14 protein-coding genes are annotated in these 14,292 nt (G+C 65.8%); 9 read left to right on the top strand and 5 right to left on the bottom strand.

All coding sequences use genetic code 11. The features are described 5' to 3' along the window. From UYS_RS0203995 to argC, 4 genes are all read right to left on the bottom strand, one after another. A complete protein-coding gene (locus UYS_RS0203995) occupies window positions 1–672 on the bottom strand; it encodes an amino acid ABC transporter permease (RefSeq protein ID WP_016854206.1) in 672 nt (223 codons plus the stop codon). Window positions 673–767: 95 nt separating this feature from the next. Continuing rightward, window positions 768–1,526 (bottom strand): transporter substrate-binding domain-containing protein, encoded by a 759-nt coding sequence (locus UYS_RS0203990; protein WP_016854205.1) that lies wholly within the window; start codon window positions 1,524–1,526, stop codon window positions 768–770. A gap of 114 nt (window positions 1,527–1,640) precedes the next feature. Next, window positions 1,641–1,994 carry an iron-sulfur cluster insertion protein ErpA gene (gene erpA, locus UYS_RS0203985; protein WP_016854204.1) on the bottom strand — a complete coding sequence of 118 codons (354 nt, stop codon included), beginning with the start codon at window positions 1,992–1,994 and terminating at the stop codon, window positions 1,641–1,643. A 264-nt stretch (window positions 1,995–2,258) separates the two neighbouring features. Further along, complete coding sequence (gene argC / locus UYS_RS0203980) at window positions 2,259–3,293, bottom strand: N-acetyl-gamma-glutamyl-phosphate reductase (protein WP_016854203.1); 1,035 nt, start codon at window positions 3,291–3,293, stop codon at window positions 2,259–2,261. Window positions 3,294–3,421: 128 nt separating this feature from the next. On the opposite strand from argC, the gene UYS_RS0203975 reads away from it, so the two are divergent. The 9 genes from UYS_RS0203975 to UYS_RS0203925 all read left to right on the top strand — a co-directional run bounded on the left by UYS_RS0203975 (window position 3,422) and on the right by UYS_RS0203925 (window position 12,967). Further along, window positions 3,422–5,197, top strand: coding sequence for a chloride channel protein (locus UYS_RS0203975; RefSeq protein ID WP_016854202.1), 1,776 nt, complete (start codon window positions 3,422–3,424; stop codon window positions 5,195–5,197). An 8-nt stretch (window positions 5,198–5,205) separates the two neighbouring features. Then, window positions 5,206–5,637 carry a protoporphyrinogen oxidase HemJ gene (hemJ, locus tag UYS_RS0203970; protein WP_016854201.1) on the top strand — a complete coding sequence of 144 codons (432 nt, stop codon included), beginning with the start codon at window positions 5,206–5,208 and terminating at the stop codon, window positions 5,635–5,637. Continuing rightward, window positions 5,637–6,500, top strand: coding sequence for a bifunctional hydroxymethylpyrimidine kinase/phosphomethylpyrimidine kinase (gene thiD, locus UYS_RS0203965; protein ID WP_016854200.1), 864 nt, complete (start codon window positions 5,637–5,639; stop codon window positions 6,498–6,500). Before hemJ ends, thiD begins: the two co-directional genes overlap by 1 nt. A gap of 197 nt (window positions 6,501–6,697) precedes the next feature. Further along, entirely contained in the window at window positions 6,698–7,987 is a 1,290-nt protein-coding gene (gene hemL / locus UYS_RS0203955; protein ID WP_016854198.1) for a glutamate-1-semialdehyde 2,1-aminomutase, read from the top strand. A gap of 36 nt (window positions 7,988–8,023) precedes the next feature. After that, window positions 8,024–9,259, top strand: a complete 1,236-nt coding sequence (locus UYS_RS0203950; RefSeq protein ID WP_016854197.1) for a bifunctional aminoglycoside phosphotransferase/ATP-binding protein — start codon at window positions 8,024–8,026, stop codon at window positions 9,257–9,259. 553 nt (window positions 9,260–9,812) lie between these two features. Further along, a complete protein-coding gene (locus UYS_RS18365; protein WP_156821531.1) occupies window positions 9,813–10,997 on the top strand; it encodes a hypothetical protein in 1,185 nt (394 codons plus the stop codon). Between the two features lie 104 nt (window positions 10,998–11,101). Beyond that, window positions 11,102–11,491: a hypothetical protein gene (locus tag UYS_RS0203935; RefSeq protein WP_156821530.1), complete on the top strand. Its 390-nt coding sequence runs from the start codon at window positions 11,102–11,104 to the stop codon at window positions 11,489–11,491. Window positions 11,492–11,570: 79 nt separating this feature from the next. Then, window positions 11,571–12,281: a C39 family peptidase gene (locus UYS_RS16860; RefSeq protein ID WP_237738418.1), complete on the top strand. Its 711-nt coding sequence runs from the start codon at window positions 11,571–11,573 to the stop codon at window positions 12,279–12,281. A gap of 23 nt (window positions 12,282–12,304) precedes the next feature. After that, entirely contained in the window at window positions 12,305–12,967 is a 663-nt protein-coding gene (locus UYS_RS0203925) for a hypothetical protein (protein WP_016854193.1), read from the top strand. Between the two features lie 67 nt (window positions 12,968–13,034). On the opposite strand, the gene UYS_RS0203920 is transcribed toward UYS_RS0203925, so the two are convergent. Then, the gene (locus tag UYS_RS0203920; protein ID WP_016854192.1) at window positions 13,035–14,105 is read right to left on the bottom strand and encodes a transporter; all 1,071 of its coding nucleotides are present in this window, start codon (window positions 14,103–14,105) and stop codon (window positions 13,035–13,037) included. Window positions 14,106–14,292 lie beyond the last annotated feature (187 nt).

Raw genomic sequence — 14,292 nt, 5'->3', positions numbered from 1 at the left:
TCATTGTCCGACCAGGCCCTTGCGCTCGAGCAGGCGCAGCGCCGCGGAGAGCGACAGGGTGATGACCAGGTACAGCATGGCCACCATCAGATAGACCTCCAGGGCGTTGAAGGTGGTGGCGATGTAGACCTGGCCCTGGCGGACCAGCTCGCCCACGCCGATCACCGAGAACAGCGAGGTGTCCTTGATGCTGATGATGCCCTGGTTGCCGAGCGACGGGATCATGCGCCGCAGGGCCTGGGGCCAGATGATGTAGCGGAAGGTCTGTTGCCGAGACAGGCCCAGCGACAGCCCCGCCTCGCGCTGGCCGCGTTCGATGGACTGCACGCCGCCGCGGACGATCTCCGAGATATAGGCCCCGGAGTTGACCGCGATGGCGGCGATGCCGGCCACCAGGGCGTTGATGGGACCGCCGAGCAGCTGTGGCAGGCCGTAGAAGATGAACAGCACCTGCACCAGCACCGGGGTACCGCGGAAGACCTCGATGTAGGCCACGGCGGGTACCCGCAGCCAGCGCGACGGGCTGATGCGCAGCAGGCCGAACAGGATGCCGATCAGGAAACCGATCGCCAGGCCGGCGAAGGAGATCAGCAGCGTATAGGGAATCCCCGTCAGCAGATGGGGAATGGAGGCGAAGGCCGCCTGCCAGTCGAATTGAAAGGTGACGTCCACGTGGGAACTCCGTCAGGGTGCGCGGGAGAGTGACGCGCCGAAATGTAACGGGGCCGGGTCATGTGACCCGACCCCGTTCCGGCGTGGGGCGACGATTACTCGCCGCTGGCGCTGCCGAACCACTTGCTGTGGATCTCGTCGTAGGTGCCGTCTTCCTTCATCGAGGCCAGGGCCTCGTTGACGGGCTCGACCCAGTCGCTGCCCTTGACCAGCACGATGCCGTACTGCTGGCCCTCGTAGAGCGGGCCGACGACCTTGGCCCGGCCCTCGCCCTGGGTCTGGGAGAAGTAGCCGACGTTGGGGGCGTCGTAGAAGACCGCATCGACGCTGCCGCCGAGCAGTGCCATGTACATGTCGCTGGAGCCCGGATAGGGGGTGATGTCGGCGTCTTCGCCCAGGTTTGCCTGGAGGTAGTCGTAGCTGGTGGAGCCGATCTTGGTACCGACCGACTTGCCTGCCAGGTCCTCGATGGACTGGATGCTGTCGTCGCCGGCGTTGACCAGCAGGCGCAGGCCGCTGTCGTAGTAGGGATCGGAGAAGTCGACGATCTCGGCGCGTTCGTCGGTGATGGTGATGCCGGCGATGGCGATGTCGACGTTACCGGTCTGGACGGCGGGGATGATGCCGTTGAAGTCCATGGTGCGCAGGTTGTACTCGAACCCGGCCCGCTCGGCGACTTCGGCGACGATGTCCATGTCGAAGCCGACCATCTGGCCGGTTTCCTGGTCCATCATCTCGAAGGGCACGAAGCTCGGATCGGTGACGACGTCCAGGGTCTCCTGGGCGTGGGCCGAGGTGGCGAGGCCCAGGGCGAGACAGGACGCCAGTGAGGCGACCGTGAATTGACGCTTCATGTGCTTCTCCATTGGAGTGATTTGTTGTGGAGTACAAATCAACCATGGCGAGTTGCCGTGAGAGCGTCAAGTCTCGGCAAATGTTGCGGCGGGGCTGGTCGTCAACGCTCGCGATCAGACCATGAAGGAGGCGCCACAGCCGCAGGTGGTGGTGGCGTTGGGGTTCTGGATCAGGAAGCGCGCACCGGCCAGGCCTTCCTCGTAGTCGACCGTGGAGCCGACCAGGTACTGGTAGGAGAGCGGGTCGACCACCAGCGCCACGTCGCCGAACTCGATCAGGGTGTCGTCGTCGGCGGTGTCTTCGGCGAGGTCGAAGCCGTACTGGAAGCCGGAGCAGCCGCCGCCGGTCACGTAGACCCTCAGCGTGAGCCCGGACTTGCCTTCCGCCTCGCCGAGGGCCTTGAGACGGGCCTTGGCGCTGTCGGAGAGCAGCAGAGGGGTAGGAACGAAGGATGCGGCACCGCTCATGGGTGACCTCCCCGGAAATCGATGAATGTCGTGCAGGACGACGATTATCCATAACCCTTAGCAAAAGGGTCAACTATTGGAGGTGGGACAGGGCTATCGCAGCTATCGCGCCCGCTCGGGGCTGATCCGGGGACAGGTCTCCGAGGGGCGCTGTGAACCCCTCCCTGGGCGCTACTTTGGCCATCCATGGCCAAAACCCCCTCTTCGACCTGTCGCCGGCGCCCCTCGCCAAGCCTGGCAGCGATTGCCCTGGGGGAGGAGGGGTCAGGGCATCATCGCCGGGGCGTCGAGGCCGGCGAATTCGTCGAGGCCGAACATCAGGTTGAGGTTGTGCACGGCCTGGCCGGAGGCGCCCTTGACCAGGTTATCGATCACCGAGAGCACCACCACGGTGTCGCCGTCGCCGGGGCGATGCACGGCCATCCGGCAGACGTTGGCGCCCTTGACGCTGCGCGTCTCCGGGTGGCTGCCCGCGGGCATGACGTCGACGAAGGGCTCGTCGGCGAAGCGCTGCTCGAACAGCGCCTGCAGGTCGTCCGGCTCGCCGGTGAGGCGCCCGTAGAGGGTGGCATGGATGCCGCGGATCATTGGCGTCAGGTGCGGCACGAAGGTCAGGCCCACCGGGCCGTTGGCGGCGTCGCCCAGGCCCTGGCGAATCTCGGGCAGGTGGCGGTGGCCGGAGGCGCCGTAGGCCTTCATCGATTCGCTGGCCTCGGCCAGCAGCGACGGCACCTTGGCGCCGCGGCCGGCGCCGGTGACGCCGGACTTGCAGTCGGCGATCACGCGCCCGGCGTCGATCAGGCCGGCCTCCAGCAGCGGCAGCAGGCCGAGCTGGACGGCGGTCGGGTAGCAGCCGGGCACGGCGATCAGGCGCGCCTGGCGGATACGCTCGCGATTGACCTCGGGCAGGCCATAGACGGCTTCCTCGAGCAGCTCGGGCGCGCCGTGGGGCTGGCCGTACCAGGCGGCCCACTCGTCGGCGTCGCGCAGGCGGAAGTCGGCCGACAGGTCGATGACCCGGGTGCCGCGCTCGAGCAGCTCCCCGGCCAGGGCGTGGGCCACGCCGTGGGGCGTGGCGAAGAATACCGCATCGCAGGCCGCCAGACGCGCCGGGTCGGGCTCGCTGAAGCGCAGCTCGTCATAGTGGCCGCGCAGGTTGGGGTACAGCTCGCTGACACCGAGTCCGGACTCGCTGCGCGAGGTGATGGCCTCGACGCTGACCTCCGGATGGCGAGCCAGCAACCTGAGCAGTTCGACGCCGGTATAACCGGTGCCGCCGACGATTCCGACCTTGATCACGATGGGGCTCCTCAATGGTGGACGCTGGGACCTGGGTGGGAGGATATGATACACAAGAGAAAGGGCTCCCACCCAGCCTCGCCGGGCCCGGGTTGAAATAGGGGCCGGGGCCGAACAGGAAGGATACCTTGCCGCGTCTGCCACTCCCCCGCTTTAGTCTCGACCGTTTCCGCCGCCAGCTGGCCAGCGTGGATGCCCTGCCCCAGCTCTGTGTGCTGGGGCTGGTGTCCGGCCTGATCACCGGGGGCCTGATGGTGCTGTTTCGCCTGGCGCTGTTGCTGGGTGCCATGGCCTTCCTGCCGGATGACAATCCCGAAAACTTCGAGGCGCTGCCGCCGCTGACCCGTGCCCTGCTGCCGATGCTGGCGGTGACGCTGATCGGCGCCTGGCTGTGGTGGCTGCGGCCCGCCGGCCGGCAGATCGGCATCGCCCACGTGATCGAGCGGCTGACCTACCATCAGGGACGCTTCCCGGTACGCAACTGGTTCACCCAGTGGTGGGTGGGGCTGATCTCGGTGCTGGGCGGGCTCTCGGCGGGCCGCGAGGGGCCCGCCATCCACCTGGGCGCGGCGGCCTGCAGCGGGCTCGGCCAGCGCCTGCGCCTGCCCCACAACAGCCTGCGCGTGCTGGTGGCCTGCGGCACCGCGGCGGGCATCTCGGCCTCGTTTCACACGCCGGTCGCCGGCGTGATCTTCGCCATGGAAGTGGTGATGATGGAATACACCATCACCGGCTTCATGCCGGTGATCCTGGCCTCGACCATGGGAGCGGTGGTGTCCCAGGCGGTGTTCGGCTTCGAGCTGCCCTTCGAGGGCACCGGCATCGCCCTGGGATCGCTGCTCAACCTGCCCTGGATCGTGCTGAGCGCGCTGGGCATCGGCCTGCTGGCCGGCGGCTTCGTGCGCGTGGCCCGCGCCGGCGATCGCCTCAAGCGGGTGCCCTTCGCCGCGCGCTTCGCCCTGGCCGGGGGCGTGGTCGGCGTCCTGGCCTGGTGGTATCCCCAGGTGCAGGGCATGGGCTACGACACCCTGGGGCTGACCATCGGCGGCTCGCTGAGCCTCGACGTGCTGCTGGCGGTGGCCATCGGCAAGCTGCTGATCACCGCCTTCGCCGTGGCCTGCGGCATCCCGGTGAGCATCATCGGCCCGGTGCTGGTGGCCGGCGGGGCGGCCGGCGCGCTGTGCGGCCTGCTGGGCGCTCAGCTCATGCCCGAGCTCGCCGCCGGCCCGGCCGTCTACGCCATGCTGGGCATGGCCGCGATGATGGGGGCGGTGCTGCAGGCGCCGCTGGCGGCGCTGATGGCGCTGCTGGAGCTGACCCACAATCCCAACCTGATCCTGCCCGGCATGCTGGCGGTGGTGGTGGCATGCCTGACCTCGCGCCAGCTGTGCGGCTGCGACGGCTTCTTCATCAGCGTGACGCGCCACGGCCTTCATCCGCTGCAGCAGCCACTGATGCAGGCCCTCAACCGGGTCTCGGTGCCGGCGGTGATGGAGCGTGCGCTGGTGCGCACGCGGCGCCGGGTGACGCTCGATCAGGCCAGCACGCTGCTCGAGGCCAACCCCGTGTGGATCATGATCGAGCGCTCCAGCGACGCCAAGCCGACCCTGGCGCTGAAGGCGGCCGACCTGGCGCGCTGGATGCTCGAGCACGACGAGACCGACAAGCTGATCGACAAGGAGGACCGCCTGGACCTGCTGGAGATTCCCGGCCAGCGCCTCGACCTGGCACCGATCCACCTGCAGGCGACGCTCTCCGAAGCCTTCTCGCGGCTCAATACCAAGCACGCCGATGCGCTCTACGTGGAGCACGGGCATCGGCCGAAGCAGAAGCGGATTTCCGGTATCATCACCCGCGACGCCATCGAGCGTTACTATCGCTACAGCGATGCATCCCCCGGCTAGGAGTCGACATGTACCTCTGGATCAAGGCCCTGCACCTGGTGGCCGTGGTGACCTGGTTCGCCGCCCTGTTCTATCTGCCGCGCCTCTACGTCTATCACGCCATGGCCCGGGACCGTGGTGAGTCGCAGGCCATCGAGTATTTCAAGACCATGGAGCGCAAGCTCTACCGGGGCATCATGACGCCCTCGATGATCGCCGTGCTGGTGTTCGGCGGCGGGCTGCTGGCGCTGAATCCCGGCTGGCTGTCCCAGGGCTGGATGCACGCCAAGCTGACCCTGGTGGCGGCGCTGGTGGCCTATCACCACGTGTGCCTGATCTATCTGAAGCAGTTCGCCGACGCTCGCTGTACCCGCAGCCATCGCTATTTCCGGATCTTCAACGAGCTGCCGGTGGTCGCCCTGCTGCTGGTCGTCCTGCTCGCCGTGCTGAAGCCGTTCTGATGGCTGGGGAGGCGCAGACCCACCCTCACCTGCCGGCGGTACTGGTGCTGGCCGGCCACGATCCCACCGGCGGCGCCGGCCTGGTGGCCGACAGCGAGGCGGTGGCCGCCTGCGGCGGCTGGGCGCTGACCGTGCCCACGGCACTGACGGTGCAGAACTGCCGCGACGTCGCGACCGTGCAGCCGGTGGACGCCGCGCTGATCCGCGAGGCCGCCGCCGCGCTGGAGGACATCGAGATCACCGCCATCAAGGTCGGCCTGCTGACCTCCGAGGCGGCCCTCGATGCGGTGGTGGAGATCATCAAGCGCCGCCCGGGCGTGCCGGTGGTGGTCGATCCGGTGCTCAGGGCCGGCGGCGGGCATGAGTTGTCCACACCCGCTCTGGTCGAAGCCTTCCGCCGACGGCTGCTGCCCCTTGTGGATATCCTCACCCCCAACCGCCGCGAGCTGGCCCGCCTGGCCGGCCCCGACTGCGGCGACGACACCGAGCGGGTCGTCGAACTGATGCATCTGGGCTGCCAGGCGGTGCTGGTCACCGGCACCGACGAGCCCGAGGCGCGGGCGCCGGTGGACCAGGTGGTGCACACGCTGCACGTGCCGGACGGGGATCGCCAGTGGCGCTGGCCGCGACTGTCCGGCACCTTCCACGGCTCCGGCTGCACCCTGGCCTCGGCGCTGGCCTCCCGGCTGGCCCAGGGCGAATCGCTGGTGGTCGCCTGTGAGCAGGCCCAGGACTACACCTGGCAGACCCTGGCCCATGGCTGGCGCCCGGGGGATGAAAACGAGGCCGATGACGCCGCCGGCCAGTGGCTGCCGAGGCGCCTGTGGCGGCTGCCGGTGGCCCGCTTCGAGCAGGGCGCCTAGGCGCCGGGCTGGTCATCCACGGTCTCAACATCGAGAATGAGCCATGACGGAGACATCTTCGATGGCAATGGGCGACGTTCACCGGGGAATCACCGCTCGCCAAGAGTTTGTCCAGAGAATTATCCACAGGCCGAAGGCCGTGACCGCGCGGCTCCGGCGCGATACGACGCTTACTTTCAACAGCAAATGAGGTTGACATGACCACATCCGCTCAGCTCTTCGAACGGGCCTGCCGCCACATCCCCGGAGGCGTCAATTCGCCGGTGCGCGCCTTCAAGGGCCTGGAACGTCCGCCGGTGTTCATGGAGCGGGCGCAGGGCGCCTACCTGTTCGACGTCGAGGGCAAGCGCTATGTGGATTACGTCGGCTCCTGGGGGCCGATGATCACCGGCCATGCCGACCCGGAAGTGCTCGGCGCGGTGCGCGAGCGGCTCGACAGCGGCCTCTCCTTCGGCACGCCCACGGCCATCGAGACCACCATGGCCGACCTGATCTGCGAGATGATCCCCAGCATCGAGATGGTGCGCATGGTCAACTCCGGCACCGAGGCCACCATGTCGGCGATCCGCCTGGCCCGCGGCTATACCGGACGCGACAAGATCGTGAAGTTCGAGGGCAACTACCACGGCCACTCCGACTCGCTGCTGGTCAAGGCCGGCTCCGGCGCCCTGACCCACGGCGAGCCCAGCTCGCCGGGCGTGCCGGCGGCCCTGGCCGAGCACACCGTGACCCTGCCGTACAACGATCCGGACGCGGTCGAGCAGTGCTTCGAGGAGATCGGCGACCAGGTGGCCTGCATCATCGTCGAGCCGGTGGCCGGCAACATGAACTGCATCCCGCCGCAGCCCGGCTTCCTCGAGACCCTGCGCCGGGTCTGCGATCGTCACGAGAGCGTGCTGATCTTCGACGAGGTGATGACCGGCTTCCGCGTCGCCATGGGCGGTGCCCAGGCGCACTACGGCGTCCAGCCCGACCTGACCTGCCTGGGCAAGATCGTCGGCGGCGGCATGCCCGTGGGTGCCTTCGGCGGCCGCCGCGGCATCATGGAGAACATCTCGCCGCTGGGTCCCGTCTATCAGGCCGGCACCCTGGCCGGCAATCCGCTGGCCATGGCGGCGGGCATCGCCCTGCTCACCAAGCTGCGCGAACCGGGCTTCCACGACGCCCTCAGCCAGCGCGTCGAGACCCTGTGCCACGGCCTCCAGGAGCGGGCCGATGCCGCCGGCATCGACATGATCACCCAGCAGGCCGGCGGCATGTTCGGCATCTTCTTCACCGGCCAGAGCCGGGTCGACAACTTTGCCCAGGCCACCGCCTGCGATGGCGACGCCTTCCGCCGCTTCTTTGCCGCCATGCTCGAGCAGGGCGTCTACATGGCGCCCTCCGCCTTCGAGGCCGGCTTCATGTCCAGCGCCCATGCGCCCGAGGACATCCAGCTGACCCTGGACGCGGCCGAGGTGGCCTTTGCCGCCATGCGCCAGGACTGACGGCACCCGACAAGACCGCGTGAACGGAGAAGAACGATGAACCAGCGACACGCCCCCGGAAGTCCGACCCGCGATTTCACCCTCGAGACGCTGGTCGAGAGCCTGAGCGCCTGGCATGCCGATCACGCCATCGATGCGGCCGATTCCCTGCAGCAGGCCGTGCGTCAGCGGGTGGCCGCCGAGACGCAGGCCCTGACGTCGCTGATCGCCGCCGATGAAGACTGCCAGCGGCTGCAGGCCCTGAGCCGCTGGCTGGACGAGAACCTCGCCCGTCTGGCACCCGTGCTCGAGGCGCGCGAGGCCCATGTCGTCGCGCGCAGCTGGGCCTGCGAGCAGCATGACAGCCGCCTGCTGGACGAGGGACGCGTGGTGATGGCCAACGCCATCGACCGCGACCTTCAGGGCCACGGCGCCGAGGTCGTGCAGGATCCCGCCGCGGATCTGGCCTCGCTGCTGGTGGGGCTCGAGGTGCGCGACGAGGCCCGGCTGGCGCGCCAGGCGCTGGATGCCTACCTGCGGCTGAGCGGCGACTATCAGGCCGCCCGGCTGCTGTCGGTGTTCCGGGTGCTCGAGTGCCTGGCCGGCGCACGGCGGGCCCTGCGCCGGCTGGAGGCGGCCGAGGGCGACGACGAGCGCCCTGCCCTGCGGGCGGAGACCATGGCCGCCTGCCGGCGCTACCTGGAACTGGCGGAGCGCCATGCCGAGTTCCGCTTCCCCCCGCTGGTGATCGGGGTGGGCGTGTCGGGCAGCGGCAAGAGCCGCTTCACCCGCAACCTGGTCACGCGGCTGGGTGCCGTGCGCGTCAGCTCCTATGCCGAGCGCCGTCGCCTGCATGGACTTTCTCCACAGGCCGTGGAGGGCGAGGCGGCTGTGGATATCTTCGGCGAGACGGCCACCGAGCGCACCTACCAGCGCCTGGCGCAGTGTGCCGGCCATCTGCTGGATGCCGGCCTGCCGGCCTGCATCGACGCGACCTGCCTGACCCAGGCACAGCGCGACTGGCTGCGGCATCAGGCCGAGAGCCGTGGCCTGCCGGTGCTGATGGTCAGCTTCGAGGCGGATCAGGCGACCCTGACCCGTCGCATCACCAAGCGGGCCGGTCGCCACGGGGTGACCGCCGAGGAAGGCCTGGCGGTGCTGTCGCATCAGCAGGCGGCCTTCGAACCCTTCTCCGACGAGGAACGCTTCCACCTCGTGCGGCTGGACACCACGGCGGACAACGCCGGCGAGACCCTGGCCGGGCTGATCCAGGAGCATATGCACTGGAGCTGAGGTGCCCGCCGAGACCGGCCGCCGAGGCCGGTCTCTCCATGCCGTCTCCCCTGTAGCCTCTCTTTCACGCATGGCCGAGTGTTACATCGGCTTGGCACCCCGCCTTGCGGTTCGGCGTCGGCTGTTACTACATAAGATATTGAAAATTAAATGAATGTATTGAGGCGTGACGAAAGTGTCAAGACTGAAACAGGTTTGTACCTAATATGTTTCATTATGTTAAATAATTGTTTTTAAATACCTTAATCACGCATTCCTGCGCCACGATCGAAGCCACTGTTTCATCAGCCTGACACTCCGCTCGGCGATATCCCGCTCCTGTCCTGCCTGCCCCGCCCGCGACCCGACCTCGACGGGTTTCTTCAGCCGAACTATCAAAAGGTTACCGAAAACTGGCACGCCCCGTGCTCTAGGTTTCATGCCTGCGAGTGGGATCTACAAGGGTTCAAGAGAGACCACCGGCTCAGCAGGACGTGACACCGACGCCGGCAACGATCCGAAGATCGTCCGGCAAGACGCAAGGGATTCTGTCGAATCGAACGGGAGTGTGATCATGAGTACCAAAGCATATGCAATCGCGGGAACTTCCCTGCTGGCGCTGGTCATGGCGATTTCCACCGCTCAGGCCGATAGCAGAAATGGTGGTGGTGGGTTCGAAGTCGAAGACAACGTCATCGCCATTGGGGGATCTAGCGGATCTGCTGACGGCGGTAACGGCACTGGCCTCGGTCTTGGTGTCGGGGGGGATGCCGATGCTGGTGGTAGTGGCGGCAAGAGGCATGATTCCCACCGGGGTGGTGGCCATGGTGGTGATGATGGTGGCGATGCCTATGGCGGGTCCGGCCTTGGCATGGGTCTCGGCGCAGGAGGCGACGGTGGCTCAACCGGCCGTGGTGGCGACGCTTGGGCGATGAGCGACTCCTTCAACACCCTGAACGTGTCGAAGGTCAACGTGATCTCCCTGCAGAAGATGAACTCTGAGGTCTCTGGGAACAGCGGTATCAGCGTGCAGGGCGGGTCTGGAAGCCACTTCAGCCTCGGTGGCAAGGGTGGCACCAACGTTGCCGTGAGTGCCGGCGTCGGTATCGGCGGTGAAGGCGGCGCCGGTGATGGTGGCGATGGCAGCAATGCCGGCGCACTGAGCCTCGGCTTTGGCGGGGGTGGTGATGGCTATGGCGCCGGGCTTGGCCTGGGTGCAGGGCATGGCGGCGATACTGATGCCGACGCCGATGCCTCTGCCACGAATACCAATGGTGGTAGCGGTCGTGGCGATCGTGGCGGTCCGAATCGTCTCTTGGGCGGCGGCTTCCCGGGATTCCCGGGATCTGATGATGGCAATGACCAGGATGCCGATGGTGGCCTCGCGGGTGCAACGGCCGGCAGTGCCGATGGTACCGGGACCGGCTATGGTGCCGGCGCCGGCACCGGAGGTGACGGCAAGGGCGCCGGCTGGGCCAGCGCCGTGGCCGGTGACACCGGTGATGGCTATGGCGGCGGTGGCGGTGGCGGCCAGGGTATTGCCGGTGCGGCCACTGCCACAGGTGCTAATGGCGGTAACGCCGGCAACGGTGGCAACGGTGGTGCGGCAGTCCTGCGCACCGGGGCAGCCAGCATCTCCGTGGCGGCCGGGGGCGTTTATGGTGGTGTGGCCAACATGAACAACTCCACCGGCTTCTACAACTCCCAGCTGTCCGGTACCAGCATCTCGGCGCACAGCGGCGTGAGCATCGGCAATTGATGGCTCCTGCCTCGATAGAGGTCCGTTCGGCCTGAGTCAGGAACTGGTGGAGTCATGCTCCGCCAGTTCCTTCACTGCCGATATCAGTCGTGGGAGGAAAGACGATGAAAAGGTCAGTACAGTCGATGTGGCTTGTCGCGTTTGGCTTGACGCTGTCCGGCGGCGCAATGGCGGCCGAAGACGTAGGAGGTAGCGCACTGGAAGGGTTCGGGGCGCTGAAAAGTATGGGAATGGAAAGCCTCGAGCAGACCCGAGGGCGTGATGGCGCCAACCTGCATCTCGAGCAGGTCAATGTGCAGAGCATTCAGGAGATGAAGGCCATTTCCAGCGATGCGAGCTTCGATGTCGGCGGCAACATGATCAGCGGTAATATCACTTTCGAAAGCGGTTCCATGGGACATTACAGCGGTACCGGCATCTTCAACAACGTGACCGGCAATGCCAACGCGATCAATAACGCGATAGGTATCAGCGTTTATATCGCCAATCCATAAACAATTGAAGAGAGACCGGGGCATCCTGACGACAAGAGGGTGCCGGGTTTAGAGGATGCAGCGTTCAGAGGTCGTGATCATGCGCAAGGAGATGCAAGGGGCTTTCCTGGTCGCTACCCTCTTGGTCGGGGGAGGTGGCATTGTGCCGTCGGCCGAGGCGGGCCCCGTTCGAATTTCCAACCCGTTCGGCCACTTCGAGGTCGAGGCCAAGAGTCTGGCGGAACTCAGCTGGGAGGGTGTCGTGCGCCAGCAGTACGACTACAGCTGTGGATCGGCGGCCGTCGCCACCCTGATGACCTATCACTATGAACGCCCCACCAGCGAGGGCGAGGTCTTCGAGGCCATGATCCGTCGTGGAGATCGTGAGCAGATCGAGACCTACGGCTTCTCCATGCTGGACATGAAGCGCTTCCTGGATGACAGCGGGCTCAACGCCGACGGCTTCGAGATCGCATTGGATGACTTCATCCGCATCGGCGTTCCGGCCATAACGCTGATAAATACCGCCGGCTACAAGCACTTCGTCGTCGTCAAGGGAATGGATGCCGACAACGTGCTGGTGGGCGATCCGGCGGCTGGAACGGTCGTGGTGCCCAAGGATATCTTCGAGACGTTATGGAGCAACAAGGTGCTCGGTGTGCGCAACGAAATCGAGGTGGCACGAGCGAACTTCAACAGTGAACGGGACTGGCGCGTGCGGCCCCCCTCGCCGATCGAGTCGGGGGTTCGACGCACCAGCGTGGGATCGTATCTGCTGACACTGCCAGGCGCCAACGAGCTGGGTAGGTGATGATCTCGCAGGAGTGATCAACCATGAGCATGCAGCATGCAGGACACGCAATGGCGGTGAGCCGGTGGAGAGGCTGCCGGCGAAGTATCGGCCTCCTGGTCGCGTCGGTTTCCCTGGCGATGGCGTCAGCATCCCCGGCCGCGACATCCCCCTCGGGCATCCTGTCGGCGGGAACGCACGATATTTACTACCGAGGGGTAGTGCTGCCTGACGAAGGCATGGCAGAGCTTCGTGGCGGCTTTCGACTGGCGGGCATGGATCTCAACTTCGGCGCCAAGCTGACCACGGCCATCAATGAACGGGTTCGTTACATCACCCAGGTTGCCTTCGACAATGCCGGTGCCAGGGTACTGTCCAGCACGCTGGAACAATCGGGTTCCGAGTCCGTCACCCAGGTGGGTGGGCCGGGGGGCGTCGATGCGGCGAGTATCGGCGGCAAGATCGACCTCACCGGGCTTTCCGACTTTTCCGGTGTCCTGATGAGCGATGGCCAGGGGGGGATGACGGCAGCGCTTCACAACATCACGCGCGATGCGATCGTCAGCAGCCTGTCGACCACGGCCAGCGGGCAAAGCATCAGTAACGAGATCGACGTCAGCGTGCAGGTCATGAATATCGGCGAGATGCGCTCTTCCCGCCAGAGAGGGGCGATTCTCAACTCGCTGCAGGGCATGCTTCCTCGTTGAACGATATCACGAAAAAAACAAAAAAAGGCTGCCCCTTCGGGCAGCCTTTCTCGTGAGTCATCGTCGATCAGAAGACATTCAGCCCGAAGGGAGTCCGCAGGGTGAGAGTGGTATCCGGGGCGTCTTCGGTCACGCCGAATTCCAGCCCCAGGTTGAACACCGAATCGTCGGACATCTGGTAGGACCAGCCGAGCAGCATGGAGCCCACATTTAGCGAGCGACCGCTCTGAGTGACGGTACTGCCGGTTTCCGTATTGACGAAGGTGGTATCGGTCTCCTGGATAAAGTCGTTCTTGTAGCCCAGCGTGAAGGAGGAGCGTGGGTTGATCGAGTACGACATGCCGAGGCTCATCCTTACGGCATCCCCCGGATCGACCTCCTTGACTCTGACCTCGCCGATCGTTTCGTTGACATCGTCCTCGAGGTTGAACAGGTAGCCCAGGTTGGCGAAGTAGACCGCCGGTGCGGAGGGGACCAGCACGGTCAGGCTGGGCTCTATCGAGTGGAAGCCCGAACCGGTGGCAAGTTCGCGCTCGATGCCATTGCTGTCGCGATCGACGTCGAAGGGCCCCGTCCCGGTGGTCGACTTGTAGCGCAGGTTACCCACGAAGAAGGGGCCGCCCCCCTGGCCGCTGTTGATCTGATAGTGGGCGGCCAGTTCGATATCTCCTAGTCCATTACCCGACTCGGTGCTTTCAAGGTCAAACTCGGGACTTTCGCTGCCAAAGTTAGCTGAGTCGTCTCGATATAGATATGGAACTCTGAGTTCCAGCTCGAGCCGGTCGGTTACCCCGAGCCGACCGGTGACGGAGGCGGTGAAGGTATCCCGATCGATATCCTCGGCAGCCAACAAGCCGATCTGTAAAGTTTCCAGAATTTCTACGCCGTTAAAGGTTAGTCGGTTGACGCTGGCGTGGGAGTACTGGAACTCGGGCTCGATGACGAGGCGTCCCTTGGGGGTCAGAACGCCACCGATGTCCGGGATGGCCTGAATCTCTGGCGCTTCTTCCACCGGGGGCGGACGCTGCCCCACGGGGTCGATGGCACCGTTACTGTCCGTCTGAGCCCAGGCATGTCCGGCCATGGCGAGCGGTGCCAGGCCGCAGGCTAGCGTGAAACCTCTTTGGATCAGTTTCATGACGTTATCCCTTTTATCCCTTGGTTCAAGGCCTTGCGCTGTAAGAGCCTTACGGCTTTCAAGTCATCGGGCCTTTTCTTGTGCTGCTCATGGAGAGCATAGATCAACATGTCATTCTGTTGAGTGTAAGCGTGGTGCTACCGGCTAACGCTGTGTGACTGCCTGCAGCGGCCCGGTCTGCCGAAGG

It is taken from the genome of Halomonas smyrnensis AAD6 (assembly GCF_000265245.1).
Classification (GTDB): domain Bacteria; phylum Pseudomonadota; class Gammaproteobacteria; order Pseudomonadales; family Halomonadaceae; genus Halomonas; species Halomonas smyrnensis.
This window is presented reverse-complemented; position numbering and strand designations above follow the sequence as displayed.

Excerpts from the sequence above, each read along its gene's own strand:
- UYS_RS0203990 (WP_016854205.1), bottom strand. The coding sequence starts at position 1,526 with ATGAAGCGTCAATTCACGGTCGCCTCACTGGCGTCCTGTCTCGCCCTG.
- erpA (WP_016854204.1), bottom strand. The coding sequence starts at position 1,994 with ATGAGCGGTGCCGCATCCTTCGTTCCTACCCCTCTGCTGCTCTCCGAC.
- hemJ (WP_016854201.1), top strand. The coding sequence starts at position 5,206 with ATGTACCTCTGGATCAAGGCCCTGCACCTGGTGGCCGTGGTGACCTGG.
- thiD (WP_016854200.1), top strand. The coding sequence starts at position 5,637 with ATGGCTGGGGAGGCGCAGACCCACCCTCACCTGCCGGCGGTACTGGTG.
- hemL (WP_016854198.1), top strand. The coding sequence starts at position 6,698 with ATGACCACATCCGCTCAGCTCTTCGAACGGGCCTGCCGCCACATCCCC.
- UYS_RS0203950 (WP_016854197.1), top strand. The coding sequence starts at position 8,024 with ATGAACCAGCGACACGCCCCCGGAAGTCCGACCCGCGATTTCACCCTC.
- UYS_RS18365 (WP_156821531.1), top strand. The coding sequence starts at position 9,813 with ATGAGTACCAAAGCATATGCAATCGCGGGAACTTCCCTGCTGGCGCTG.
- UYS_RS0203935 (WP_156821530.1), top strand. The coding sequence starts at position 11,102 with ATGAAAAGGTCAGTACAGTCGATGTGGCTTGTCGCGTTTGGCTTGACG.
- UYS_RS16860 (WP_237738418.1), top strand. The coding sequence starts at position 11,571 with ATGCGCAAGGAGATGCAAGGGGCTTTCCTGGTCGCTACCCTCTTGGTC.
- UYS_RS0203925 (WP_016854193.1), top strand. The coding sequence starts at position 12,305 with ATGAGCATGCAGCATGCAGGACACGCAATGGCGGTGAGCCGGTGGAGA.
- UYS_RS0203920 (WP_016854192.1), bottom strand. The coding sequence starts at position 14,105 with ATGAAACTGATCCAAAGAGGTTTCACGCTAGCCTGCGGCCTGGCACCG.